General features: G+C 67.9%; 32 protein-coding genes and 1 tRNA gene. 14 read left to right on the forward strand and 19 right to left on the reverse strand.

Features of this window, described 5'->3' with window-relative positions; translation table 11 throughout:
• Window positions 1-3 precede the first annotated feature (3 nt).
• Genes AC6R2M_RS04750 through folE form a run of 3 tightly spaced genes read right to left on the reverse strand, consistent with a single transcriptional unit; the run spans window position 4 to window position 2,041 of the window.
• A complete protein-coding gene (locus AC6R2M_RS04750) occupies window positions 4-966 on the reverse strand; it encodes a patatin-like phospholipase family protein (RefSeq protein WP_500485986.1) in 963 nt (320 codons plus the stop codon).
• Between the two features lie 51 nt (window positions 967-1,017).
• On the reverse strand, window positions 1,018-1,482 hold the full coding sequence (gene hisI / locus AC6R2M_RS04755) for a phosphoribosyl-AMP cyclohydrolase (RefSeq protein WP_500485988.1): 465 nt from the start codon (window positions 1,480-1,482) through the stop codon (window positions 1,018-1,020).
• Complete coding sequence (gene folE, locus AC6R2M_RS04760; RefSeq protein WP_500485990.1) at window positions 1,427-2,041, reverse strand: GTP cyclohydrolase I FolE; 615 nt, start codon at window positions 2,039-2,041, stop codon at window positions 1,427-1,429. Before folE ends, hisI begins: the two co-directional genes overlap by 56 nt.
• 133 nt (window positions 2,042-2,174) lie before the next feature.
• Here folE and AC6R2M_RS04765 point away from each other — a divergent pair, with 133 nt between their 5' ends.
• The 4 genes from AC6R2M_RS04765 (at window position 2,175) to thrS (ending at window position 5,388) form a co-directional block, all read left to right on the forward strand.
• Window positions 2,175-2,618 carry an iron-sulfur cluster assembly scaffold protein gene (locus AC6R2M_RS04765; RefSeq protein WP_500485992.1) on the forward strand — a complete coding sequence of 148 codons (444 nt, stop codon included), beginning with the start codon at window positions 2,175-2,177 and terminating at the stop codon, window positions 2,616-2,618.
• Window positions 2,619-2,635: 17 nt separating this feature from the next.
• The gene (locus tag AC6R2M_RS04770; RefSeq protein ID WP_500485994.1) at window positions 2,636-2,926 is read left to right on the forward strand and encodes a nucleotidyltransferase family protein; all 291 of its coding nucleotides are present in this window, start codon (window positions 2,636-2,638) and stop codon (window positions 2,924-2,926) included.
• An 87-nt stretch (window positions 2,927-3,013) separates the two neighbouring features.
• On the forward strand, window positions 3,014-3,274 hold the full coding sequence (yidD, locus tag AC6R2M_RS04775) for a membrane protein insertion efficiency factor YidD (RefSeq protein ID WP_500485996.1): 261 nt from the start codon (window positions 3,014-3,016) through the stop codon (window positions 3,272-3,274).
• Between the two features lie 143 nt (window positions 3,275-3,417).
• On the forward strand, window positions 3,418-5,388 hold the full coding sequence (gene thrS / locus AC6R2M_RS04780; RefSeq protein ID WP_500485998.1) for a threonine--tRNA ligase: 1,971 nt from the start codon (window positions 3,418-3,420) through the stop codon (window positions 5,386-5,388).
• Between the two features lie 73 nt (window positions 5,389-5,461).
• Here thrS and AC6R2M_RS04785 read toward each other — a convergent pair whose 3' ends face one another.
• Window positions 5,462-6,601, reverse strand: a complete 1,140-nt coding sequence (locus tag AC6R2M_RS04785; RefSeq protein ID WP_500486000.1) for an RgsD C-terminal domain-containing protein — start codon at window positions 6,599-6,601, stop codon at window positions 5,462-5,464.
• Between the two features lie 162 nt (window positions 6,602-6,763).
• On the opposite strand from AC6R2M_RS04785, the gene AC6R2M_RS04790 reads away from it, so the two are divergent.
• From AC6R2M_RS04790 to AC6R2M_RS04800, 3 genes are all read left to right on the forward strand, one after another.
• Window positions 6,764-7,339, forward strand: coding sequence for a nitroreductase family protein (locus AC6R2M_RS04790; RefSeq protein WP_500486002.1), 576 nt, complete (start codon window positions 6,764-6,766; stop codon window positions 7,337-7,339).
• A 33-nt stretch (window positions 7,340-7,372) separates the two neighbouring features.
• Entirely contained in the window at window positions 7,373-7,993 is a 621-nt protein-coding gene (locus tag AC6R2M_RS04795) for a flavin reductase family protein (RefSeq protein ID WP_500486005.1), read from the forward strand.
• Between the two features lie 86 nt (window positions 7,994-8,079).
• Complete coding sequence (locus tag AC6R2M_RS04800) at window positions 8,080-9,207, forward strand: DUF2336 domain-containing protein (RefSeq protein WP_500486007.1); 1,128 nt, start codon at window positions 8,080-8,082, stop codon at window positions 9,205-9,207.
• 10 nt (window positions 9,208-9,217) lie between these two features.
• Here the strand turns inward: AC6R2M_RS04800 and AC6R2M_RS04805 are convergent, their stop codons facing one another.
• The 13 genes from AC6R2M_RS04805 to AC6R2M_RS04865 form a co-directional block, all read right to left on the reverse strand.
• Window positions 9,218-9,979 (reverse strand): NAD kinase, encoded by a 762-nt coding sequence (locus tag AC6R2M_RS04805; protein WP_500487498.1) that lies wholly within the window; start codon window positions 9,977-9,979, stop codon window positions 9,218-9,220.
• Window positions 9,980-10,372: 393 nt separating this feature from the next.
• Window positions 10,373-11,896, reverse strand: a complete 1,524-nt coding sequence (gpmI, locus tag AC6R2M_RS04810) for a 2,3-bisphosphoglycerate-independent phosphoglycerate mutase (protein WP_500486009.1) — start codon at window positions 11,894-11,896, stop codon at window positions 10,373-10,375.
• Window positions 11,897-11,979: 83 nt separating this feature from the next.
• Window positions 11,980-12,053 (reverse strand) — tRNA-Cys (locus AC6R2M_RS04815).
• A gap of 107 nt (window positions 12,054-12,160) precedes the next feature.
• Window positions 12,161-13,402, reverse strand: a complete 1,242-nt coding sequence (locus AC6R2M_RS04820; protein WP_500486011.1) for a hypothetical protein — start codon at window positions 13,400-13,402, stop codon at window positions 12,161-12,163.
• Complete coding sequence (locus AC6R2M_RS04825; RefSeq protein ID WP_500486013.1) at window positions 13,399-13,638, reverse strand: hypothetical protein; 240 nt, start codon at window positions 13,636-13,638, stop codon at window positions 13,399-13,401. Before AC6R2M_RS04825 ends, AC6R2M_RS04820 begins: the two co-directional genes overlap by 4 nt.
• Window positions 13,635-13,886 (reverse strand): hypothetical protein, encoded by a 252-nt coding sequence (locus AC6R2M_RS04830; RefSeq protein WP_500486015.1) that lies wholly within the window; start codon window positions 13,884-13,886, stop codon window positions 13,635-13,637. Before AC6R2M_RS04830 ends, AC6R2M_RS04825 begins: the two co-directional genes overlap by 4 nt.
• Before the next feature lie 8 nt (window positions 13,887-13,894).
• Entirely contained in the window at window positions 13,895-14,149 is a 255-nt protein-coding gene (locus AC6R2M_RS04835) for a hypothetical protein (protein ID WP_500486017.1), read from the reverse strand.
• The gene (locus tag AC6R2M_RS04840) at window positions 14,146-14,427 is read right to left on the reverse strand and encodes a hypothetical protein (protein ID WP_500486019.1); all 282 of its coding nucleotides are present in this window, start codon (window positions 14,425-14,427) and stop codon (window positions 14,146-14,148) included. The genes AC6R2M_RS04835 and AC6R2M_RS04840 overlap by 4 nt, the downstream gene beginning before the upstream one ends.
• Before the next feature lie 39 nt (window positions 14,428-14,466).
• A complete protein-coding gene (locus AC6R2M_RS04845) occupies window positions 14,467-14,757 on the reverse strand; it encodes a hypothetical protein (RefSeq protein WP_500486021.1) in 291 nt (96 codons plus the stop codon).
• The gene (locus AC6R2M_RS04850) at window positions 14,754-14,900 is read right to left on the reverse strand and encodes a hypothetical protein (RefSeq protein ID WP_500486023.1); all 147 of its coding nucleotides are present in this window, start codon (window positions 14,898-14,900) and stop codon (window positions 14,754-14,756) included. Before AC6R2M_RS04850 ends, AC6R2M_RS04845 begins: the two co-directional genes overlap by 4 nt.
• The gene (locus tag AC6R2M_RS04855) at window positions 14,900-15,184 is read right to left on the reverse strand and encodes a hypothetical protein (protein WP_500486025.1); all 285 of its coding nucleotides are present in this window, start codon (window positions 15,182-15,184) and stop codon (window positions 14,900-14,902) included. Before AC6R2M_RS04855 ends, AC6R2M_RS04850 begins: the two co-directional genes overlap by 1 nt.
• Window positions 15,185-15,269: 85 nt before the next feature.
• A complete protein-coding gene (locus AC6R2M_RS04860) occupies window positions 15,270-15,908 on the reverse strand; it encodes a helix-turn-helix domain-containing protein (RefSeq protein WP_500486027.1) in 639 nt (212 codons plus the stop codon).
• A 468-nt stretch (window positions 15,909-16,376) separates the two neighbouring features.
• A complete protein-coding gene (locus AC6R2M_RS04865; RefSeq protein ID WP_500486029.1) occupies window positions 16,377-16,664 on the reverse strand; it encodes a hypothetical protein in 288 nt (95 codons plus the stop codon).
• Window positions 16,665-16,729: 65 nt separating this feature from the next.
• Between AC6R2M_RS04865 and AC6R2M_RS04870 the strand changes: the two genes are divergently transcribed.
• Genes AC6R2M_RS04870 through AC6R2M_RS04885 form a run of 4 tightly spaced genes read left to right on the forward strand, consistent with a single transcriptional unit; the run spans window position 16,730 to window position 19,153 of the window.
• On the forward strand, window positions 16,730-17,176 hold the full coding sequence (locus tag AC6R2M_RS04870) for a hypothetical protein (protein ID WP_500486031.1): 447 nt from the start codon (window positions 16,730-16,732) through the stop codon (window positions 17,174-17,176).
• The gene (locus tag AC6R2M_RS04875; RefSeq protein ID WP_500486033.1) at window positions 17,173-17,733 is read left to right on the forward strand and encodes a hypothetical protein; all 561 of its coding nucleotides are present in this window, start codon (window positions 17,173-17,175) and stop codon (window positions 17,731-17,733) included. The genes AC6R2M_RS04870 and AC6R2M_RS04875 overlap by 4 nt, the downstream gene beginning before the upstream one ends.
• Entirely contained in the window at window positions 17,730-17,909 is a 180-nt protein-coding gene (locus tag AC6R2M_RS04880; RefSeq protein ID WP_500486034.1) for a hypothetical protein, read from the forward strand. Before AC6R2M_RS04875 ends, AC6R2M_RS04880 begins: the two co-directional genes overlap by 4 nt.
• Entirely contained in the window at window positions 17,906-19,153 is a 1,248-nt protein-coding gene (locus AC6R2M_RS04885; RefSeq protein ID WP_500486036.1) for a DUF7146 domain-containing protein, read from the forward strand. Before AC6R2M_RS04880 ends, AC6R2M_RS04885 begins: the two co-directional genes overlap by 4 nt.
• A 2-nt stretch (window positions 19,154-19,155) precedes the next feature.
• Here the strand turns inward: AC6R2M_RS04885 and AC6R2M_RS04890 are convergent, their stop codons facing one another.
• The gene (locus tag AC6R2M_RS04890) at window positions 19,156-19,761 is read right to left on the reverse strand and encodes a hypothetical protein (RefSeq protein WP_500486038.1); all 606 of its coding nucleotides are present in this window, start codon (window positions 19,759-19,761) and stop codon (window positions 19,156-19,158) included.
• Between the two features lie 53 nt (window positions 19,762-19,814).
• Here AC6R2M_RS04890 and AC6R2M_RS04895 point away from each other — a divergent pair, with 53 nt between their 5' ends.
• From AC6R2M_RS04895 to nusG, 3 genes are all read left to right on the forward strand, one after another.
• Entirely contained in the window at window positions 19,815-20,405 is a 591-nt protein-coding gene (locus AC6R2M_RS04895; RefSeq protein WP_500486040.1) for an MT-A70 family methyltransferase, read from the forward strand.
• Entirely contained in the window at window positions 20,402-22,186 is a 1,785-nt protein-coding gene (locus tag AC6R2M_RS04900; RefSeq protein WP_500486042.1) for a DNA primase family protein, read from the forward strand. Before AC6R2M_RS04895 ends, AC6R2M_RS04900 begins: the two co-directional genes overlap by 4 nt.
• A 398-nt stretch (window positions 22,187-22,584) precedes the next feature.
• Window positions 22,585-23,184 carry a transcription termination/antitermination protein NusG gene (nusG, locus tag AC6R2M_RS04905; RefSeq protein ID WP_500486044.1) on the forward strand — a complete coding sequence of 200 codons (600 nt, stop codon included), beginning with the start codon at window positions 22,585-22,587 and terminating at the stop codon, window positions 23,182-23,184.
• Between the two features lie 125 nt (window positions 23,185-23,309).
• Here the strand turns inward: nusG and AC6R2M_RS04910 are convergent, their stop codons facing one another.
• Complete coding sequence (locus AC6R2M_RS04910; protein ID WP_500486046.1) at window positions 23,310-23,585, reverse strand: helix-turn-helix domain-containing protein; 276 nt, start codon at window positions 23,583-23,585, stop codon at window positions 23,310-23,312.
• Window positions 23,586-23,744: the final 159 nt, after the last annotated feature.

The raw sequence follows: 23,744 nt of genomic DNA on the forward strand, positions 1-23,744 counted from the left end.
CGTTCAGGATCTCAGGCTCTGGAGCAGGCGTTCGATCTCCGGAAGCTGGCGAAGGGTCTCGTCATAGCCGAGATCGATCGCCTCGCGCGCCCGGAAGAACTCCGACAGCCCGATCTCCCGCACGCGCGGATAGATCGACAGATCCGGCGGGTCGCCGGCCAGGCGCGAGCGGGACGTGCGGTCCTGGATGATGTTGAAGGCGTCCACCATGGAGCGCGCGATGCCGACCCGCTCGCGGCGCTCGCCGTCGGCGCCGTCGGGGTCGGACCGCCCGTCCGTCCCGATGCCGTCATCCGTCTCGCTGGCGCGCATGCGCAGGACGGCGGCCCGGCCGAAGAGGTCGTAGTTGAGGTTCACCGCCACGACGAGGGGCTCCTCGTAGGCGCGGCACACGGAGACCGGGACGGGATTGACGAGCGCCCCGTCGATCAGCCGCCTGCCTCCGCACTGCACGGGCATGAAGACGCCGGGCAGGGCGTAGGAGGCCCGCATCGCCAGAACGAGCGAGCCCGAATCCAGCCAGACCTCGTGGCCGTTTCGAGCCTCCGTCGCGACGCACACATAGCGCCGGTCGAGCTTCTCGATACGGGTGTCCTCCAGCGCATGGACCAGCCGCCGGTTCAGCCGCATGCCGCCCAGAAGGCCGGCGCCGCCGATGGAGAAGTCGAGGAAGCGCAGGAGACCGCGCCGGGTGAGGGAGAGGGCGAACTCCTCCAGCTCGTCGAGCCGGCCCGCCAGATAGCAGCCGCCGACGAGAGCGCCGATCGAGGTGCCCGCCACCATCGAGACCGGAATCTCGGCCTCCTCCAGCGCGCGAAGGACGCCGATATGCGCCCAGCCTCGCGCCGCCCCGCCGCCCAGCGCCAGGGCGATGCCTTCGGTGCGCTTGGGCGCCGCGACGCCGGTCCCTTCCGCCGAGGGGCGTTCGAGGGGCTGTTCGTTGCGCCGGAAGATCGTGTCGAGCATCGTCATCGTTCCCTCCGGAAGCGACGATAGCGCGTGCCCGCTGAACGGAGCCTAAAGATCGACGACGAGCCGTGGCGAGGCGCCCATTTCCACCCGGCGATAGAAGCAGGTGCGCCGGCCGGTGTGGCACGTGTCTTCGGGCTTGGCGACCTCGACCTTCAGCCAGACGGCGTCCTGGTCGCAGTCGATCCGCATCTCGACGACGCTCTGCAGAGCGCCGGAGGTCTCGCCCTTCTTCCAGAGACCCTTGCGGGATCGGCTGTAATAATGCGCCGTGCCGGTCGAGATCGTCAGATCGAGCGCCTCCTCGTTCATGTGGGCGAGCATGATGACCTCGCCCGAGGCGGCGTCGGTGACGATGGCGGTGACGAGGCCGGCCGCGTCGAAGCGCGGGCTCAGCGTCTCGCCCTCCTCCAGCGCCGCCTTGGACGCCGGGGGGCGGGGAAGCGCTCGCTCATTCTCAGCCCTTGCGAACGAGGGCGAGGAAGCGGTCGCGCTCCGCCGGATCGTCGGCATAGACGCCGGTGAAGGCCATGGTCGAAGTCAGCGCCCCATGCTTGTGCACGCCGCGCATGGACATGCACAGATGCTCGGCCTCGACGAGGATCGCGACGCCCTTGGGGCTCAGGCCCGCATCGATCGCGTCGGCGATCTCCTGCGTCATCGCCTCCTGCGTCTGCAGGCGCTTGGCGAAGAGATCGACCACGCGCGGGATCTTCGAGAGGCCGACCACGTGCCCGTCCGGGAGATAGGCGACATGCGCCTTCCCGATCACCGGCACCATGTGGTGCTCGCAGTGCGAGGAGAAGGGAATGTCGCGCACCAGCACGAGCTGATTGTAGCCGGACACCTCGCGGAAGGTGCGCGCGAGCAGCGCTTCGGGGTCACCGGAATAGCCGGCGAACATCTCCTCGTAGGCCCGCACGACGCGCGCCGGCGTCTCGCGCAGGCCTTCGCGGTCGGGATCCTCTCCGATCCAGCGCAGAAGGACCTCGACCGCGGCCTCCGCCTCGGCGCGGGTCGGGCGGCGCTGCTCTTCGGTCTTGTCGGGAAATCGTGCGACGGTGGCGTCCATCTGAAACCTCTCGGGACATGCCCTTCCGGAAAGGGCCGTGCCCACGCTTTCGGCCGCCCCATCGCCCGCCTATATACGGACGGGGCGGGCCGGTGTGTAGGACGCCCGCGCCGGATTTGAAAGCAAAGCCGCCATGATTGACGACGTCTACAACGCCCGCATCATTGAGCTCGCCGGCAACATTCCCCGGATCGGCCGGCTCGACGCGCCGGACGCGAGCGCGACCGCGCACTCCAAGCTCTGCGGCTCCACCGTGACCATCGACCTTTCGGTGCGCGACGGCGTGGTGTCCGACTTCGCGCACGAGGTCCGCGCCTGCGCGCTCGGGCAAGCCTCGTCCTCGATCATGGCCGCGAACGTCGTGGGCGCGAGCGTGGACGAGCTGCGGGCCGTGCGCGCGCAGATGCTGGCGATGCTGAAGGAGAACGGCGAGGCCCCGACCGGGCGCTTCGCGGACCTGAAGTTCCTGGAACCGGTGCGCGACTACAAGGCGCGCCACGCCTCCACCATGCTCACATTCGACGCCGTGGTCGACGCGCTCGACCGGATCGAGGGCGGAGCCGAGAAGGCGGCCTGAGGAGAGGAGCGAGAAGCGTGCGACCGTCGGAGATCCTGGACGACAATCGCGAGCGGATCCGATCGATCGTCCGCGAACACGGCGCGGACAATCCTCGTATATTCGGCTCGGTCGCCCGAGGCGACGACCATGCCGAAAGCGATTTCGACATTCTCGTCGATCTGCCGGAAGGCGTCCCCTTTCATCAGATCTTCCGGATCGAGGATGCCTTGTCATCCGTCCTCGGCCGCAAGGTCGATGTGTATCCGGCCGGTAAGCCGGGTTCCCGGTTCCTTGAGCACGTCCGTCCCGACCTGAGGCCGATCTGATGGCGCGCACGACCAGGGACCGTTATCTCCTCGAAGACCTCGCTCCCGCTTTGACCGCCAAGGCCCGGCAATGGCTCGCGGACCTCGATGCCGATCGGCCGTAACTATTCCAGCCCGTGGCGGCGCACGCCCGGCCGTGTGCTCGGGACGGCGCTGGTGCGCCTCTACCAGTTGACCTTCTCGCCGCTCGTCGGCGGTCATTGCCGGCACATTCCGACCTGTTCCGAATATGCCTACGAGGCCGTGGCGCTGCACGGCCTCTTCAGGGGCTCGTGGCTCGCGGCCAAGCGCGTCGCGCGCTGCGGCCCCTTCGGCAAGGGCGGGCACGATCCCGTTCCGCCGGCCTGACTCGCCCGCCGGCTTGCTCCGCCTGACTTGCACCGCCTCGCCGTCCTGACATAAGAGGCGGTCCCCTTCGCACACTGATGTGCGCATTTTCGATCAGGCTTTCCCGCGCTCGTAGGCGGGAGTGAGCGAACAAGGATTTTTCGATGATCGACCTCGTCTTTCCCGACGATTCCGTCCGCCAGTCCGAGCCGAGCGCCACGGGCGCCGAGATCGCCGCGGGTATCTCCAAGTCGCTCGCCAAGAAGGCCGTCGCCTATGCGCTCGACGGCGAGGTGCGCGACCTCGCCGATCCCGTCGGCCGGGGCGGGCGGCTGGAGATCCTGACGCGCGACGACCCGCGCGCGCTGGAGCTCATCCGCCATGACGCCGCGCATGTGATGGCCGAGGCGGTGCAGGAGCTGTGGCCTGGCACGCAGGTGACGATCGGCCCCGTCATCGAGAACGGCTTCTACTACGACTTCGCCAAGGAGACGCCCTTCACGCCCGACGACCTGCCGGTCATCGAGAAGAAGATGGCGGAGATCATCCGCCGCAATGCGCCCTTCAGGAAGGAGGTCTGGAGCCGCGAGAAGGCGCGGACCGTCTTCGAGGAGAAGGGCGAGGCCTACAAGGTCGAGCTTCTGGACGCGATTCCCGAAGGCGACGACGTCAAGATCTACAGCCAGGGCGTCTGGTTCGACCTCTGCCGCGGCCCGCACATGGCCTCCACCGGGCAGGTGGGCGAGCACTTCAAGCTGATGCGGGTGGCCGGCGCCTACTGGCGCGGCGATTCGAACAACCCGATGCTCAGCCGCATCTACGGCACGGCCTGGGCGAGCGCCGAGCAGCTGCAGACCTATCTCCACATGCTGGAGGAGGCCGAGAAGCGCGACCATCGCCGCCTCGGGCGCGAGATGGACCTCTTCCACTTCCAGGAGGAAGGGCCGGGCGTGGTCTTCTGGCACGCCCATGGCTGGCGCATGTTCCAGTCGATCGTCGCCTACATGCGCCGGCGCCTGGCGGGCGCCTATGACGAGGTGAACGCGCCTCAGGTGCTCGACACCTCGCTGTGGGAGACGTCCGGCCACTGGGGCTGGTACCGCGAGAACATGTTCCAGGTGGAATCGGCGGGCGACGAGGCGGACGACAAGCGCGTCTTCGCCCTCAAGCCGATGAACTGCCCCGGCCACGTGATGATCTTCAAGCACGGGCTGAAGTCCTATCGCGAGCTGCCGATCCGCTATGCCGAGTTCGGCCTCGTGCACCGCTACGAGCCGTCGGGCGCCATGCACGGGCTGATGCGCGTGCGCGGCTTCACCCAGGACGACGCCCACGTCTTCTGCACCGAGGAGCAGATGGCGGCCGAGTGCCTGCGCATCAACGATTTGATCCTGTCGGTCTATCGCGACTTCGGCTTCGAGGAGGTGATGGTCAAGCTGTCGACGCGTCCCGAGAAGCGTGTCGGCACGGACGAGTTGTGGGATCACGCCGAAGAGGTGATGACGCGCGTCCTGAAGACGATCGAGGAGCAGTCGGGCGGGCGCATCAAGACCGGCATCAATCCGGGCGAGGGCGCCTTCTACGGTCCGAAGTTCGAATACACGCTGAAGGACGCGATCGGCCGCGAGTGGCAGTGCGGAACGACGCAAGTCGATTTCAACCTGCCCGAGCGCTTCGGCGCCTTCTACATCGACCAGACGAGCGAGAAGAAGGTGCCGGTGATGATCCACCGCGCCATCTGCGGCTCGATGGAGCGCTTCCTCGGCATCCTGATCGAGAACTTCGCGGGCCACTTCCCGCTCTGGCTCTCTCCGCTCCAGATCGTCGTCGCCACGATCACGACTGAGGCGGACGGCTATGCGCAGGAGGTGGCGGAGGAGCTTCGCGCGGCGGGGCTCCACGTCGAGACCGATCTTCGCAACGAGAAGATCAACTACAAGGTCCGCGAGCACTCGCTGGCCAAGGTTCCGGTCATCCTCGTCTGCGGCAAGCGCGAGGCGGAGGAGCGCACCGTCAACATCCGCCGCTTCGGCTCGCGGGACCAGCAGTCGATGAGCCTGTCCGAGGCCGTCTCGGCGCTCGCCGACGAGGCCGTTCCGCCGGATCTCAAGCGCGCCCGCGCCGCGCAGGCGTGAGCCTTCGCGGTTCTTGAACCAGACAAAGGCCCGGACACCGCCTCGGTGTCCGGGCCTTTCGTCTTTTCGGGGTTCAGTCGCCGGAGCCGAGGATCGCGCCGTCCGGCATGGGGCCGTCCGGCACGACCGCCTCGCTGACCTCAAGTTCGATCTCGGCGTTCTGCCCGGCACGCACGGTGAGTTCGCGCTGATAGGTCCGGTCGCGGTTCCGGGCGATGACGACATAGTCGCCTTCGGGCAGGACGATGGTCGAATAAGGGCCGGTGCTGGCGGGAATGATGTCGCCCTGCGAGGAGGCGATGGACCAGGCCGTGTCGGCGATCGCCTCGCCGCCGGCCTCGCGGACGAGCTTCATGGTCAGTTCGGCCGCGTGGTGCTGGAAGCTCGCCCCGGTGATGCGTCCCGCTTCCACGCGCACGTCCGCCGCGACCTTGTTGGCGGAGCCGTAGGAGGAGACGACGTGATAGGTGCCGGCGTTGAGGCGCAGGACGACGTCGGAGGGGACCTTGGAGGCGACGAGCCGCCGTTCGCTCTCGGGCGTTTCCTGGCTGTAGACGTCGAAGGTCAGCCGGTCCGAGCGGATCGGCCCTTCGCCGTTGGCGGCCGAGGCGCTGAGGCGAAGGCCGCCCGCCTCCAGCGTCACCGTCTCGGTGGTGCGCAGCCCGGAGAACTCGATGCGCTTGGCGATGCCGGCTCGCCCGTAGCCGACATGCAGAAGATAGGAGCCGGCCGGCACGTCGAACGTCGCCTCGCCGCCGCGCACCACGCCGATCAGCTGCATCTGTCCCTCGCGGTTGAGGGTCGGGTCGAAGAGCCGCCAGACCAGCCCGTCCGGAATCTTCGTGCCGTCCTCCAGCTGGGCGGTGAGGACGAGCGCGTGCTCCGGCCGCACCACCGTCGGGTTCGGCAGCATCTGCGGGGCGAAGGCTGGGATAGAGGGCAGGACCGCGTCCGGCTCCAGCAGGCGGCCGACGCCGTCCGGCAGGGCGATCGGGTCGATCGTGATGCGCCCCTGGCGCGGAATGCCGAAGCGTTCGTCGGTCGGGGGCTCGGGAATGGCCGAGGGCGAGGCGTAGCCGGCGGGCGGCCCATCCTCTCCGGCCGGGCCTGCGCTGCGCGTGGTCGCGGCCGACTGCGCCGAGGCGCCGTGCGGCAGAGCCGCGACGAAGGCCGCGAGAAGGGCGACGGCGGCAAGGTCGTTGAGCGCGCGCACCCCGTCTCTGTCCCCCGCAATCCGCATTCGTAGAGGGAAGGCTTGGACCGCATTTCGGCGACGATTTCAAGGCGAAGCGCGTGCGCCGCGACCAGGAGGTGCTTGGCATCGGGGCGAGGGGACCGTAGCTGTGCCTCAGCACGCCATGTCGAAGGCCCACCCATGACCGATCTCAAAGACCATCTCGCCACGCGGCGCTCGATCGCGATCCCGGCCCTGAACGAACCGGGGCCGACCCCCGAGCAGCTCGACCGCATCCTCACCATGACCGTGCGCGTGCCGGACCACGGCAAGCTCGCCCCCTGGCGCTTCATCGTCATCCGCGACGAGGCGGCGCGCGATCTGGGCCTTCGCATGGCCGAGATCGCGGAGGCGAAGGAAGGTCCGCTCAGCGAGGCCCGGCGGCGTTTCGAGGAAGATCGCTTCACGCGCGCCCCGCTCGTCGTCGCCGTCGTCTCGACCGCCCGCCCGCACTTCAAGATCCCGGAATGGGAGCAGCATCTGTCGGTCGGCGCGGTGACGATGAACCTCATCCACGCCTGCTACGCGGAAGGCTTCGCCACCAACTGGATCACCGAATGGGTGACCTATGACGAGGAGGCGAAGGCCGCGCTCGGCATCGCGCCGGAGGAGAAGGTCGCCGGCTTCATCTATGTCGGCACGCCCTCCGAGCCCCCGGTCGAGCGGCCGCGCCCGGCTCTGGCAGACGTCGTCACGCACGCCGCGCCCGCCCGCTGAACTTCAAGCTCGAACGAGAAAGATCGATCCATCATGTTCTACGAAGCGGCAGGCAACAGGCACGGGCTCGCGCACGATCCCTTCAAGGCGATCGTCTCGCCGCGCCCGATCGGATGGATCTCCACCCGTTCGAAGGACGGCGCGGTGAATCTCGCGCCCTACTCCTTCTTCAACGCCATCTCCACCGACCCCATGCTGGTGATGTTCTCCTCCTCCTCGGTGAAGGACTCCGCCGCCTTCGCGATCGAGAGCGGCGAGTTCGTCGCGAACTTCGTCTCACGGGATCTCGCGGCCGCGATGAACCGCTCCTCGGCCGACGCCCCGCGCGGCGCGTCCGAATTCGCCTTCTCCGGCGTGGACGAGGCGCCCTCGCGGCTCGTCTCCGCACCGCGCGTGGCGCAGGCGCCGGCCGCGCTGGAGTGCCGCGTCTCCGACTGGTTCCACCCGAAGGGGCTGGAGGGACGGGAGTCGGGCTGGGTGGTCGTCGTCGGCGAGGTCGTCGGCGTTCATATCGACGATGCCTTCATCAAGGACGGGCGCTTCGACATGGCCGCCGCGCCGCCGGTCTCCCGCCTCGGCTATCTCGACTATTCCGTCTCGAGCGAGCTCTTCGAGATGCGGCGCCCGCGCCAGCCGGACGCATCCGACGCCTAAAACCTTGCCTCTCCCGATCATGGTGAACGCTTCGTTAAGCATGATCGGGGAATAGTCGCGGCCAGAAGGATCGAGGCGGGGCGCGGATGGTCGGCGAGTTTCATCAGTGGTGCGCCGTGGCGAAGGCGAGCGAACGCCGCGAGGCCGCGGGGCTCCTCGTCGAGACGCTTCTCGGCGCGCCCGAGGCGTGCCACGAGCACCGCTTCTGCCTCGAGGCCCTTCTGATCCTCGCCACGGATCCGTCGCCGACCGTTCGCGCGATCATCGCCGAGCGTCTCGTGCGGGCGCGGAACGCGCCGCGCCGGCTCGTCCTTCTCCTGTGTCAGGACATCGATTCCATCGCCGTGCCGCTCGTCTCCGCGACGGCTGTCCTTGGCGATGAAGACCTCGTCGAACTCGCTTTGTCCGGCTCGCCGCGCCTGCGCTGCGCGCTCGCCCGCCGCGATCGCGTCTGCGCGTCGCTCGCGGCCGCGCTGGCGACCTGCGGCGAGCGGGTCGTGGTTCTGGAGCTTCTTTCCAACCGCGAGGCGCAGATCACCGCCTCGACGCTACGGGCGCTCTACGGGCGCTTCGGCGCTGACGATCCTTGCGTGCGCGACCTCATGCTGCGACGCCCGACGCTGCCGGCCGACGTGCGGCGACAGCTTCTCCTGCGCACGAGCGACGTTCTGGCCGGCATGGATCTGGTGCGCGGGGTCCTCGGCGAGGGGGCGGCCCGCCGCATCGCGTCGCAGGCCTGCGAGAACGGCGTCTCGATCATCGCCGAGAATCTCGACGGGGCGGCGGTGGACGAGTTCCTGCGCCATCTGCGCGCCGAGGGCGAGGTCACGCCCGCCCTTCTGGCGCGGGCGGCCTGCGCGGGACGCATCGAGTTCTTCGCCGCCGCGCTGTCCAGCCTGAGCGGTCTCGGCTTCGCGCGGGTGCGGGCGATCCTCGTCGACGCCAGGGAGCCGGCCTTCTCGGCGCTTTGTGCGGCGGCGCGGCTCCCGCACGAGCTGCGCCCGCTGCTTCTCTCGGCCATCCGCCTGTGGCGCGATCACGCGCGGGCCGGTGAGGCGATGGACGGCGAGGCGCGGATCGCGATCCTGGACAGGCTGGCGCGACAGGTGCGCGCCGGCGACATTCCCGCCGCCGATCCGCTGCCGGACCTTCTGGCCCGCCTTTCGGCGGACGCGGTGCGCGACGCGGCGCGGCCCGCGCGCCTGGCGGCTTGAGAGGGCGAATCTAGTAGCGGAACTGCTCGGCCAGGATCCGGTCGTCCCAGGAATGGTCGGGGTCGAAGAGGAGCAGCCCTTCGGCGTCGCCCGCCCGGCGCACCGAGACCCGGCGCACCGACTTGATCTCCTGATGGTCCGCCACCGCGTTGACGGGGCGCTTCTCCGGCTCCAGCACCTCGAAATCCACCGACTGGCGGTCGGAGAGGAGCGCGCCGCGCCAGCGACGCGGCCGGAACGGGCTGACCGGCGTCAGCGCCAGGAGCGGCGCGTCGATCGGAATGATCGGGCCCTGGGCGGAGAGATTGTAGGCGGTTGAGCCCGTGGGCGTCGCCACCATCACGCCGTCGCAGGCCAGTTCCTCCAGCCGCGTGCGGCCGTCGACCGAAATGCGCAGCCGCGCCACCTGATAGGACTGGCGGAAGAGGGCGACCTCGTTGATCGCGAGCGCGGTGTGGTGAACCCCTTCGGCGTCCACCGCGTCCATGGTCAGCGGATGGACGGCGGTGCGCGTCGCCCGGTCGAGCCGGCCCTCCAGATCCTCCTCCCGGTACTCGTTCATCAGGAACCCGACGGTTCCCCGGTTCATGCCGTAGATCGCCTTGCCGCTGTTCATGAAGCGGTGGAGCACGTGGAGCATGAAGCCGTCGCCGCCGAGGGCGACGATCCTCTCCGCCGCCTCCGGGTCGGTCCGGCCGTAGAGCTCTTCGAGCCGCCGGGCCGCTGCCTGTGCGTCCGGCGCCGTGCTTGCGAGGATGGCGAAGGAGGAGATGCGTCAACCTCGCTGCGATGGGCGATGAGGGGTCACCGGTAAGGGTCTACAGCATCCGGCCTGTTGGAAAAATCGCTTTCGCTTCTCTTGTTCCCCGCGCATCATCCGGAGAGGAGAAACGACCGTATCTTCGACATCGAATCTCAACCTCCGGGCGCTATGTTCGCAGGTGTCGATCCAGGGGAGAGCATCAGGTGCGTGTCGAAACCGTCGTGACGCTGATCGTGAATGCCGCGGGCTTCGCGCTGTTCGGCGCGGCCGCCCTGCTCGTCGTCAAGATCCTCTTCCCTTGAGAAGCGGAGCCGGCCGATCCCGGATGGGATCGACCGGCAAATCCCTGATTCGGAAATAGAAAAGCGACCGCCGTTCCGTTCGGCGGGGCGGTGGCCTGCTCTATCGGAACCGCACGAGCGAGCGTCCCGTCATCGCGGCGGGCTGATCCACGCCGGCCAGCGCGAGGAAGGTCGGGGCGATGTCGGCGAGGATGCCGTCCTCGACCGACGCGGCGTCGCTGGCCGCAACCACGATCGGTACAGGATTCAACGTGTGGGCGGTATGCGGTCCGCCCGTCGCGGAGTCCTTCATCATCTCGCAATTGCCGTGGTCGGCGGTGACGATCGCCGCTCCGCCGCGCGCGAGCACGGCGTCGACGACCGGCCCGAGCTCACGGTCCACCGCCTCCACGGCCGCGATGGCGGCGGCCAGGCTCCCGGTGTGGCCGACCATGTCCGGATTGGCGAAGTTGACGATGACGGCGTCGAAGGTCTCGCTCTCGATCGCCGCGCGCACCTTCGCGCCCAGTTCGGGCGCCGACATCTGCGGCTGCAGGTCGTAGGTCGCGACCTTGGGCGAGGGCACCGTCACCCATTCCTCGCCCGGCCAGCGATGCTCCACGCCGCCGTTCAGGAAATAGGTGACGTGCGGGTACTTCTCGGTCTCGGCGAGGTGGATCTGCTTCAGCCCCGCGCGCGACAGCGTCTCTCCCAGCCCGTCCGACAGGCTCTGCGGCTCGAACAGCCGCTTCATGCGGGCGCTCAGCGGCTCCGAATAGGCGACCATGCCGACCGCCGTTTCGAAGCGGACGGTCCGCTGGCGCTCAAAGCCGGAAAACTCCGGTTCCAGAAGCGCGTCGAGGATCTCCCGGATGCGGTCCGAGCGATAATTGGTGACGAGGAGGGCGTCGCCGTCCCGGGCGCCCGAATAGTCGCCGATCGCGGCCGGCTCGACGAACTCGTCGGTCGTTCCCGCGTCCGCTGCGGCTTGAAGTGCGGCATCGACGCTTTCGAAGCGCGCGCCTTCGCCCGAGACGATCAGATCGTAGGCGCGCGAGACGCGCTCCCAGCGATGGTCGCGGTCCATGGCGTAGAAGCGGCCGCAGACCGTCGCGATGCGGGCGCCTTGCGGCAGGGCGGCTTCGAGACGGGCGAGGTCGCGGCGGGCGGCGTCCGGCGCGCAGTCCCGCCCGTCGGTGAAGGCGTGCAGCCTCACCTCGATCCCGGCGGCGGTGACGATTCTCGCCAGCGCCAGCGCGTGGTCCTGATGCGCGTGGACCCCGCCCGGCGACATGAGGCCCATGATGTGACAGGCGCCGCCGGAGGATTTCAACGCGTCGAGAAGGCCGCTGTCCTTCACGCGGGCCTCCAGCTCGCCGCTGGCGGCCGCCCGGCCGATCCGGGGCAGATCCTGCATGACGATCCGCCCGGCGCCGATGTTCAGGTGCCCGACCTCCGAATTGCCCATCTGCCCGTCCGGCAGGCCGACCGCGGCTCCGTGCGCGGTCAGGAAGGCGTGCGGGAAATCGCGCATCAGCCGGTCGAAATTCGGCGTGCGCCCCTGCGCGACGGCATTGTCGGCAGGGTCCTCGCGCCATCCCCAGCCATCGAGGATCGCGAGGAGAACGGGTCTATGGCGCGGCATTGTGGAACATCTCCCTCGTCCGAGCCGGGCCCTTGCCGGGCGCGCGGGTCTCGTCAGCGCAATGGTGCGTCGAGGAAGGGGTATGGAGGCCTCGGCCGGAATCGAACCGGCGTGCAAGGATTTGCAGTCCTCTGCGTAACCACTCCGCCACGAGGCCCCGATGCGCGCCTACCTACTGAGCCATATGGGTTTGCGCAAGGGGCTCTCTCGTCATTCTGAAAAACCGTCCCCGGCTCATTCTGAAAAAGAGTTCTCGCTGCGTTCCTAGGCGCGGGCACGATCGAGATTGCTCGGGCGGTCCTCTCCGTCCTCGCGCAGGATGGCGAGGCGGGCCTCGCGTCGCTTCAGCGTCGCGGCGAGCATGCGCTCGCGGGTTTCCTTGGCGTATCCCGCGTAGGAGCTGCGTGTCTGATGTGCAGAAAGTGCGCGGCCCTGGCCGTCCGTCAGAGCGGCCTCCTCCAGCTCCGTCATGCCGCCGTGCCGGCAGGCATCAAGGGTGAACCCCTTCATCTCCAGCTTGCCGGCGGTCTCCGCAACGATCTGGGTAAGCCGGCTAGAGCTCTCGCCGTAGAGGGTGCCGTCCGGCTTCGCGACGATCGAAAGGCCCCAGCGGGGGATCTGAGCGAGAACGGCCTCCGCCTCGGCATAAAGCAGGACCGGCTCGTTACTCGCAGGGTCCATGAATTCGAGCGGGTGGATACGCGTCTGCCGGTTCTTCTTGTGTCGAATGCGGATGCCCGTCGCATCGATCAGCCCGCGGTAGTCGGCCCACGTCGCCAGCCCGGCCGAGACGTTCCGAGGGCGCATCAACCACTCGAAGCAAAGGACGGCCGCTGCAGCGCATTGGGGACGGCCTAGGGCGATAGCGCCTTTCGCGAACTGATAGACCTGGTCTCGCGTGACGGCAGACTTAACGGCCTTCTCGCGGCGGCGCTTCGTCACGCCTTCCCACGGGTTCTCGCGGTCGCGGAAGACTGACGGGTGGAGGGGGATCATCCGCTTCCAGGCGGTGCTGAGATACATGAGCGCCTTCTCCGCGCTCCGAAGCGCGCCGGTGTCGGCCAGCTTCTTGTAGATCCCTGCCGCCGTCTTCACGGTCACCGCCGACACGGCGGTCTCTCCGAATGTTTTCCCGCTCTTCATCTGCAACTGCGCGAGGCGGTGGTAGGTCCGCTCGTAGTCCGGGCGGTTCGGCTCATCGACGCGCTGGAGGAAGCAGTCCTCGCGCTGATAGGTCCGAAACAGCCAAGCTACCGTTCCGAACTCGGCGATAGGGCGAAGAGGCTGATCGCCGTTGCGCTGGGCGCGCCATTCGTCGAGCATCGCGTTGACCGCTGCCGCCCCCCGATCGAGCTCCGCTTGCGAGAGGTTCACACCGAGCGGCTTCGCCTTGATCGGGAAGCCCGCCTTCCGGTAGGCGCTCGGGCACGTCCAGTAGAAGCCGGTCCGCCCTCCGGAGAGTGTCTTCGGCAGCACGTAGCGCGGCATGACGAGTTCGACGGTCACGCGACTTCCGCCTCGTCTTCGTCCTCGGCGGTCAGGACGGCCCGCTCCAGGTGTGCTTTCAGCCATAGGCGACGCCGACCCTTGCCGACCCCTTCGTCGACGACCGGCTTAGGATATTCGGTTCCAACGCGCCGAAGGAAGCCCTCAACAGAATCCTCGCCGACGAACCCGGCCGCCATTGGGGCGGACATGCGGATCGGCCAACTGCCGACCGGAATGGTCGAAGGCTTGTTCACATGGACCTCGGCGAATGCTGGGAGAGGAGGCGCGTGCCGGCGCCGGTGATCACGAGGCGAGGGGCCCGCCGCGAATAGTCCCGGCGCGCGAGGCCGGGCGCCGTCAGCATGGCGGCGTCGTCGGACTTCACCGTCCCCTGCGGACTGCGCCAGTCGTTCTTGAACCGGGCGCAGCCGAACGGCTTGGAGCGATGCAGGACACGCAAATCGGCGAGCATCTGAGGGGTGATCGTCAGTCCGTCAGCCATAATGAACCTCAGCTGCGGCTTCGGACTTCCGGGCAAAAGTCCTGGACGCGCGAGAGCGCGAGCTTCAGTTCGTCGTTCTTCCGGATGGTTTCGCGGCTCAGGAGGCCGCCGCTGCCGCCGCGTCCGTTCACGCCCGAATCGTCGAACATGACGGCCTCGGAGAGCGCGCGGGCCGCTTTGAGCGCGGCCTCTTCCGCTGCGCGCCGCGCCGCCGTCTTCTGACGGATGCGGTCCCGGTCCGCCTTGGACGCGATCCCGCTCACTGCGACCTCCGCACCACCGCACGGTTCGCGAGATCGCGAGCGGCGGCGCCGTACTTGCGCAGGGCTTCCGGGCTCCAGCCGCGGTGGAGGAGGTCGATCTCCTCGGCCGCGCCGTGGCCGCCAGCGAGGTCGATCATGTCGTCGGCGATCCGGCGGACGGCGTCCTCGGGCGTCCGCGTCGGACCCGGCGAGGCGACGCAGCGGGACGTCGGCGGCAGAGTGTGGAGGCCCTTCCAGAATCTGGCGCGGGCGATGATGTCTTGGGCACGTAGCTGCATCGGTGGTTCTCCCGATCGTGGGGGTGTGGGGGTCGGCCGTCAGTCCTGGCCGATCGTCGGAAAGTCGGTGGGGTTGAGGCTCTCGCCCGGCTCCAGGGCGCGTTCGGCGCCGGCACGGGTGAGGACGAAAACGTCCATGACGCCAAAGGCCTTGGGCGCGTGCCGGGCGAGGTGGCGTTCTGCGAGGCCGAGCCAGACCTCGTGGTCCGGCTGGCCATCGCGGATCATGAAATGATTCTGCCGCGACATCGTCTCGGCGCCGAAGAGGCCGAGCGCTTCGCGGGCGAGCGCCTTCTCCTCCGCCGTCAGCGGGTTCGGAAGCGCGCTCACGAGACGATTCCGATGGCGGCGCCGACGACGACGATGACGACGAGCGCCGCCGCGAGGAGCCGTGCGGCCTCGTCCGCGAAGCGCGGCGCATAGTGCGCGCCGATGCGGGCGGCTTCGCGCAGGTCTGCGCGCAGGGCGGCCATCAGCCCGCCCTCAGATGCGCGACGAGGGTCGAAGCGCAGTAGCCGAGGATGAAGAAGACGATCGCGAACAGGGTCCCGAGGATGAGAACCCAGACCCAAAGGGGCGGATCGTCCTGCGCGACCATGTCGTCGAACGGCCAGTCGAACTTCGGCAGGACGCCGAGCCCGCTGTCATGGGCGCACGCCCCCGGCGACGACTGGAGGAGGGCGTCTGCCGGGGACGTGCTGACCGACGCGGGAGGTGGGTCGCGCCGGATCGGGAAAGGGGAGAGGAGATGAAGCACCGAAAAGCTCCGCATCCGTCAGGGATGGGAGCATAGTAGCCAGAACGGCTACCTGTCTGTCAAGGGTATGTAGCCGTATTGGCTACTATCGCTCTCTCGTGACGGCGTAGCGAACTCTGCCCACGATCCGAACGACCTCCTCCTCGCACTCGCCGTCGAGCGAGATCGGCTTTTGCCAACGTGGATCGTCGGACTCTGCAACCAACCACAGCCCACCCTCAGGGTCCCGGTGCAGGGTCTTCACGGTCCCTTCGATAGTCCCATCCGGGCGCTGTCTTTCGACCACGTACCGAGCGCCTGGCTCGGGTGACGCGTGATCGTCCCAGGGCGCAGTGAAGATCAGCACAGTTCCTTCGGGGTATCTTTTGTTCATGGAGGTTCCGCGCGCCTCTCGGGCATAGAGCGGGATACCTCGGAACTCCGGATCGTCGGGCACTGCGACCTCATACCAATCGTCACGATCCGCCCAATCGAGGCTTTCGACGAAAGCTCCGGCTTGGACGGCGCCGCGTACAGTCGCCGTGCGCGTACGCATCGGGGGGACGAGGATTTCGATAGGAGGTACGCCGAATGCATTCCCCAGCTTTTCCATCCAAGTCGTCGTCATCTGCATTTTTCCCGACGACAGCTTGGAAATCGTTACCGGGTGAACGTCGAGCATCTCCGCGAGCTTCTCGCGAGTTATCCCTTTTTGGCGCATGAGTTCGGAAAGACGGTTCATCATGGATCGACCGTAGCCAATGCGGCTACGTCCGAAAGAGCCGGAATGGCTACCTACGCTTGACAGGCAGGTAGCCGATATGGCTACATTCAACGCCATGGAAACGCGCTCCCTCTTTTTGTGGCGTCAGGAAACCGGGAAAAGTCTTCGCGAAGTTGCGGAGGGTCTCGGGATCGAAGGCGCAAATCCTGGCCGCACGCTGCAGCGGTATGAGACCGGCGCCCGCGCCTGTCCGCTCGATCTTGCGTTGAGGATCCAAGACCTCACCTCTGGGTTTGTCGGTCCTGCTGATTTGGCGGCAGCCCGCTCCGCCTTTCTCCAAAGCTCCACTTGCCCCGTCGACGAGAGCGAAGATGTCGCACCTGCGGCGGGCTGTCCTGTGCCGTCTTCCGCGAGCGCGGAACACGAGGCCGCACGATGACGCGCGATCCCGTGGCCGACTTCATTGCATCCGGCGTGGACGGGAGCGTCTCACTCCCGAGCCCCGCGGCTCTCCTGGACGCGTACACGCGCGACCTCGATCGCGTTCGCGACATGTCGCACGGCCTCGACGTGGACCGGGCTCTTCGCGACGCCGGTTTCCGCCAGATGCCTCTGCATATGGGCGACGAGGTCGCGTTCGAGGGACGCGATGAAAGCTTCCGTGTCGCCGCCCATTCGGTCGAGGGCGACGGCCATGTCGGCCAAGGTCGCGCTCATGGCGCCGAGAGCGATCAACGCCGCAGCGTCGGCCTCGCCCAGTTCCAGCGGATACTTCATCGGTCTCTCCTGTTCGTCGCGGTGATGACCGCATTCCTGCATCTGCTCCGCAAGGGGGATGCACGATGACGCGGCTTCATCCCGACCTTCTCGCGCTCAAGGCGACCACGAAGGCGCTCGTCGATGCCTGCGGCGGGTCCGAGGCCTGCGCCGAGGTCCTCAAGAAAAGCGCATCGCTGATCCGCTCCTACGGCAATCAGAACGTGCCCGACCGGTTCATGCCGCTGGACGACGTCGTCGCGCTGGAGCGCACGGCCGGACGGCCCATCGTCTCCGCCTGGATGACCGAGCGCGCGAAGGCCGACCCAGACCGGCCGCGCCGCCGCGCCTGCATCAGCGATCTCGCGACGTGGGTGAAGGAGGGCGCCGAGGCCAAGGTCGCCTATGCGGCGCTCTTCGCCACGCCCGGCACCTGCCCGAGCCCGAACGACCGCGCTAAGGCGGTGAAGGAAATCCGCGAGCTGGAAGGGCTTCTCGCCGATCTGCGCGAAGCGCTGGAGGAGGGGGAATGAACCGGCCCGACTTCGCCTTCGTGCATCCCGTCTGGAAAGGGCTCGGCCCGGCCGAGACGCGGGTTCTTCTCGCCCTTGCGCTCTATCGCCCGAACCGGCTGACGAACGCGGCCATCCTGAACGCCTATCAGCCGCAGAAGGGCGGGACGCCTTCCCTCGTCGCGGACATCGTGAAGCGCATCCAGCCGGCGGCGGCGACCTTCGGGCCTGTCATCGTGCGGGAAGGCAAGGGCTATCGCATGGTCGAGCGGCCGAAGGAGGTCCGTCGCGCACCCCTCAAGGCAGCGGCGAAGGCGAAGCCCGCGCCGATCCCGTCCGAGACACCGGTCGAGACCGTTGCGCCGTCTCCGGTTGAGGTCGTCGCGCCTTCGGTGGCCAGGCCGCGCCGGGCGTCGAAGCCGGCGGCCGAGCCTGCCCCGATCGTCGAGCCGGAGGTCATGTCGGTCGAAGACCGCATCCGTGATCTCGCGCAGCGCCGGTTCGCCAGGTCTGCCATCGCTGCGACGCTACGGGTTCCCTACCGCACCGTCGAGCGGGTGCTCGGGGGTGCCGCGTGAGCGTCGCTTTCCTGCGCTTTTGCTTCGCACGGCGGTTCAACCGACTGGACCTCTTCGGTTGCACTGTCGCCGCTCTCTTCTTCGCGCGCGAAGCTTGGACCGTCGGGCTGGTCGGGCTGGTCCTTTTCGCGCTTGTTTCCGCGCTCGGCGAGGCATGGCTGGAGCGTCGTCGATGACCATCCGCTCGCCAGACATGGATGCCTTCATCGAAGAGGCGCGGTCGGTCTCGATCGTCTCCGCCTTCGAGCGCAGCGGCTATCCGCTTTCCTCGCTGCGCCGCGCGGGGGCCGAGTATGTGGGTCCGTGCCCGCGTTGCGGCGGGCGCGACCGCTTCCAACTGAACGCGCACAAGAACGTCTTCCTCTGCCGCCAAGGCGAGCAGGGCGACGCGATCGCGCTCGTCCAGTATCTGACGGGCGAGAGCTTCCTCGACGCCTGCGAGACGCTGACGGGCCGCGACCGGCCCGGCCCGGCGAAGACGGACGAAGAGCTGCGCGAGAGCGCCCGCGTTCGCCGCGAGGCCGCCGCGCGCCGGGATGCGCAGCTTGCCGCCTCGGCCGCTGCCGCCGAGCGGCGGGACGCCGACAGCGCGGACTTTCGCCGCCGGGAGCTGGCGCGCTGCCTCGACCTCTGGAACGAGGCGGCACCGCATCGCGGCTCGCTCGTCGAAACCTATCTCGCGCGGCGCGGCCTCGACGCGGCGCGCATCGATCCGGCCTATGTGCGCTGCCATCCCAACGCGACCTTCTGGGGGCGCGACGCATCCGACCAGAACGTGCCGCTGCATCGCGGCCCGGCGATGCTCGCCGTCTTCGTGGTCCCGCAGGCCGGCTCGGCGAAGATTATCGGCATCCATCAGACGTGGATCGACGTCGAGGCGCACGAGACGAAGTTCCGGCCGCGCATCGCCGACCCCTTGAGCGAGGGCGCGTTCCTGCCGTCGAAGAAGATGCGTGGGTCGAAGGCCGGCGGGATGATCCCGCTCGTCGGGCGCCTCAGCCAGGCGCGCCGCATGGTGGCCGGCGAGGGGATCGAGACGGTTCTCGCCTACGGCCAGCGCGAGGGCTTTCCGGACGGCACATTCTACTGCGCCGCCGGCGACCTCGGGAACCTCTGTGGCAAGGCGACGAAAGACAGCCGGTTCCGGCATCCGACCGCCGTCTCCGTCGATCGGCGCGGCGCCAAGCGCGCGGTCTGGGTGCAGGGACAGGAGCCCGACCTCGACAGTCTCGCCCTACCGGTGCCCGACCATGTGGACGAGCTCGTCCTCCTCGGCGACGGCGACTCCGATGCGGTCGCGACGCGCGCGGCGATGAACCGGGGCGCGCGCCGCCACGAGCGCGACGGCCGAACCGTGCGCGTCGACATGGCGCCGCCGGGAACCGATTTCGCCGAACTGGCGATGGAGCGCGCGGCGTGACGTTAGTTCATCGCAGTTCTCAGGATGCCGAACTCTTCGGTGCATCGGTTAATGATCGCCGTCGAGCATCCACTCAGCTTAGCGGCAGCTGTATCGAGATCATGAAGGCGCCCACTGTTGTCCAAAACTGCATTGTATTCGCGAATGAGAGTATTGAAGACGCGCGCCATCTCGGAGAGTTCTTCCGCGAGGTGCTCACTGTCTACTGTGCTGGACGAGATAGGAATGAGCCGCCGATAGGTGCCGATACGTCCATCTTGTGGCGCAATGTATCGCGCTGCCGTCGCTTGATGTCGAATTTCGAATACATCGGACGTCAATCCATTGAGAACGCGAAGGCGGCGTGCAGCGGAACGTCGCGATTCTTCATCCCGCAAACGCTCGGCCAGACGCGTCTGCCTTTCGAGATAGCGGAGCGTGAAGCCTGCTGCGAGCGCTGCCGCCCACCCCGACAGAGCGCTAACCCATTCACGCACCTCTTGGCTGTCGAGGGGGTAATCCTGAGCGATCGCTTCGCCGACAATCAGAGCGAAGAGCAGGCTAGATGCAGTCAAGACGAACCAGCCAACTCTGGTCAGCCATTCGGCTCGGTCCCACCTTCCGTTCAATTCCGTAATCCTCCCGATGACGGCCAAGCATGCCGCAGGCAAGCGCGGCTGTCATGAGCCTTGATCTTGGACTGCCGCTCTTCGCCTACGAGGTCGTCGTCATCGATCCGCCGTGGCCGTGGGAGGCCTATTCGAGCAAGGGGCTGGAGAAGAGCCCGGAGGCGCAATACGCGACGATGTCGATGGAGGATATCGCTGCGCTGCGCGTGGGCGACCTCCTCACCCCGTCCGGCGCCGTCATCATGTGGGGCACATGGCCGCTCATTGGGCGTCAGGAGGCGATCCTGCGTGGTTGGGGCGTTCGGCCCATCACCGGCGGCGTCTGGGCGAAGCGCACCGTCAACGGGAAGCTGCGCTGGGGCACCGGGCACGTGCTGCGCTCGGTCTGCGAGCCCTTCCTGATCGGTCGCTCAGCGACCTCCACCATGGCGCGCGGCAAGGTGCCGAACCTGATCGAGACGCTGGCTGACGCTTCGCTCGACGGCCTCGCCCGCGAGCATTCCCGCAAGCCTGACGAGTTCTATCGGCTCGTCGAGACCCTCGTCCCCTACGGGCGCCGCGCCGACATCTTCAGTCGCCAGCGCCGCCCCGGTTGGGACGCCTTCGGCAACGAAGCCGACAAGTTCACCGAGGTCGCGGAATGAACGACGAACCTAAAGAGGGCGTCTCGCTGCTCACGCTTTGCGCGGCGCAGCCCGAGACCGATATCGGCAACGGCAACCGGCTGCGCCACCGCTACGGCGAGGACCTCCGCCATGTCGAGGGCATCGGCTGGCATGCGTTCAACGGCAAGCGGTTCCGCGAGGATTCGGGTGGCTCGGTCGTTCGCCCGCTCGCGCATCGCACGGCCGAGCACATCCGCTTCGAGTGCGCCGAGATCGTGCCGGAGGAGGGCGAGGCTCTCCTGATCGCGGACGGCGACGGCGCGGCGGAGGAGATGGAAGGGCGTGAGAAGCCGAAGAGCGACGCCTCGGCCGACGCCAAACGCGCGTGGGCGAAGCTGGAAGCCGCCGTGAAGGAGCGCGACCGCGTCGTTTCCAAGCTCGACGACCGCAAGGCCAGCCGGGCGCGCTTCGCCAAGTCCTCCTGCAACTCCGCCAAGCTCGACAACATGTTGAAGGAGGCGGCGCCCTACCGCGCCTGCACCGTCGACGACATGAACCGGGACCCGCTGGCGCTGAACTGCCGGAACGGGACGCTGCGCTTCGCCCGCGTGGAAGACGAGGAGTCCGACCCGGAGGAGCCGCGCTTCCTGTGGCGCGCCCGGCTCGACCCGCATCGGCGCGAGGATCTGATCACGAAGCTCTGCGAGGCCTCGATCCTGACTTCCGCACCTTCGGACGAGGAAGGGGCGAAGCCGGCGGAGGCGAGCCCGGCGGAGACGCTGTTCGACGAGCACCACTTCGACACGATCGCGCATGCGAGCGCGCCGGTCTTCATCGAGTTCCTGCACCGCGTTCAGCCGGACATCCGCATGCGGGCCTATCTGCGCCGGCTGGCCGGCTACATGCTGACCGGGCTGACGGGCGAGCAGATCATCGCCTTCTTCTTCGGCATCGGCGCGAACGGCAAATCCACCTTCACCGACGTCCTCGGCAAGATCCTTGCCGACTATGCGGTGACGCTCGGGATCGAGAGCTTCACCGGCGACGTGCGCCGGGGCGGCGCCGACGCCACTCCGGACCTCGCGCGGCTGAACGGCGCATACGCGTGCTTCGCCTCCGAAGGCGACGAGACGGCCCGGCTGAAGGAGGGCTTGATCAAGCTTCTGACGGGCGACGACAAGATCGCCGTGCGCAAGCTGCATCAGGACTTCGTCGAGATCGCCATCAAGGCGAAGTTCGTCATCACCGGCAACCACAAGCCGATCATCCGGGGCGACGACGACGGCATCTGGCGGCGCGTCCACCTCTTCGAGTGGCCGGTCCAGATTCCGGCGGCCGAGCGAGACCGGCACCTGCCGGAGAAGCTCCTCGCCGAGCGGGACGGCATCCTCGCCTGGATGGTGGCCGGCGCGCTCGAATACCTCACCCTCGGCGGGCTGCACCCGCCGGAGGAGGTTCTGACCGCCGTTCAGGAGCATCGCGAGGAAAGCGATCCCGTGGGCGCCTTCATTCGCGGCGGCTGCGAGGTGACGGGCGAGAACGGCGACCGGTGCGGGCCGGGCGAGCTCTACGAGGGCTATGTCCTGTTCTGCAAGCGTGAGGGCCTGACGCCCTTCGGCGCCTCGACCTTCAACCGAAGGCTTCCCGACAAGGCGAAGATGGCCTGGAAGAGCCCGGACGGGAAGATGCGCCAGTTCGTGCGCCTGAAGTCCGGCGGGACGATCTACGCCGGCATCCGCATCAAGCCCGCCTTCTCGGGCGGCATTCCTTCCGGACCTTCGCAGACCGACCCGGACGAACGCGAGTTCGCGCCGCGATGACGCGCCTCTCCGCACCTCTTCAGACCGGCTCGCCGATGGTCGCGCAGCCATGCCCGGCCCCCGGAATTGGGCGGCTAGGGACGCTAGAGCCGCCCGGTTTCGCTTGCTGCCCATCTTCGGAGGGTGCGGGAGGGCCTGCGGGACAGGGGTTTGGGGCGCTAGGGCGGCTAGGGCGGCAAGCCCGCGCGTCATGTATGCGCGCGCATGACCCTTGAGACCTGACGACGAGAGAGAAGGGGGCTTCTCTCATACGTAGGGCGAGACCTTGCCTCCCCAGCCTCCCTAGCTGCCCAACTTGAATGAATATCGAACGATCACAGAGGGTTACGGAAATGACGGATTGGGCAGGAAGCACGATGAAGGCCGAGCTACCGTCCCTAGCTGCCCAAAACGACTGGTTGACGGGAAAAGGGGCCTGGACGGCGCCGGTTCGGCGGCCTGTCGATGTCCATTACGGCGACGGGGTCGAGTGGTACGCGGTGCGGACGAACCCGCGTTGCGAGGACCGCGCGATGATGACGCTCGGCGGCGCCGGCTTCGACGCCTTCCTGCCGAAAGGCCGCAAGGTGATCGTGCATCATCGGACGAAGAAGGAGATCGAGCGGAGCTTCCCGCTTCTCGTCGGCTACCTCTTCCTCGCGATGCCCGCCGATCCGACCCTCCGGCACTGGGGCCTCGTTCGCACCTGCCACGGCGTGGCCGGTGTCCTCGGCGTCGATGGCGCGCCGGTCTCGCTGCCGGGCCGCGAGGTCGAGGCGCTGCGTCTGGCCGAGGCGGAGGAGCGCCTGCGCTTCGAGACGGTGCGCCGTCGCCGGAACATGTCGCCGCACTCGTTCACGGTCGGGCAGGACGTGCGGATCGGCTCCGGTCCGTTCTCCGGCTTCGTCGGTCAGGTGGTGGATGCGTCGAGCCGCGCCGCCATTCGCCTGTTGATTTCCATCTTCGGCCGCATGACAGCGGTAGACGTGCCTGTTGACGGTTCGCATGAACTCGCCTAGCTTCCTCGCCCAGACGGAGAATGCCTGTTCTGAGCGGCCACGTGACTCGCCGGGGCAATAGTCGGGGGATCGTCACCCGGCGCCATGGATACCTATGGGCTCGCGCAAGCGGGCCCTTTGTCGTTTCAAGAGGTAGGGTCCGCGCTGACGGCGCGCTCAGCGAGCTGGCGAAGCTCCTCGGGCAGGATGACGGAGCCGGCGCCGTTCGCGGCGATCTCCAGCATCGCCATGGCGGCGGCGTTGATATGGACCGGCCGCACCTTCGAGCGCCCGGTCTCGATGTCCTCGTAGGTTCGGACCGGGACGCCCATCGCCTCGGCGAACTTGGCTTGCGACAGGTCGGCGCTTTCGCGCCACTGGCGCAGGATCGTTCTCGGGTCGACGTCGGCGGCAAGGATCATTGAAGGGGTCTCCGGGCTTTGCTATCTTCCGGGAACCGAGGGAGTGCTAGCTCCCCCGGCCCCCGGAGTTACCGGCTGATGGAGAGGGTCAGTCTCCACCGGCCAATCCGGACTTGGAAGCTGAGCTTGACGCTCATGGTTGGCTCCTAGTCCTGCCGA

The organism is Aureimonas sp. CAS, from assembly GCF_059838215.1.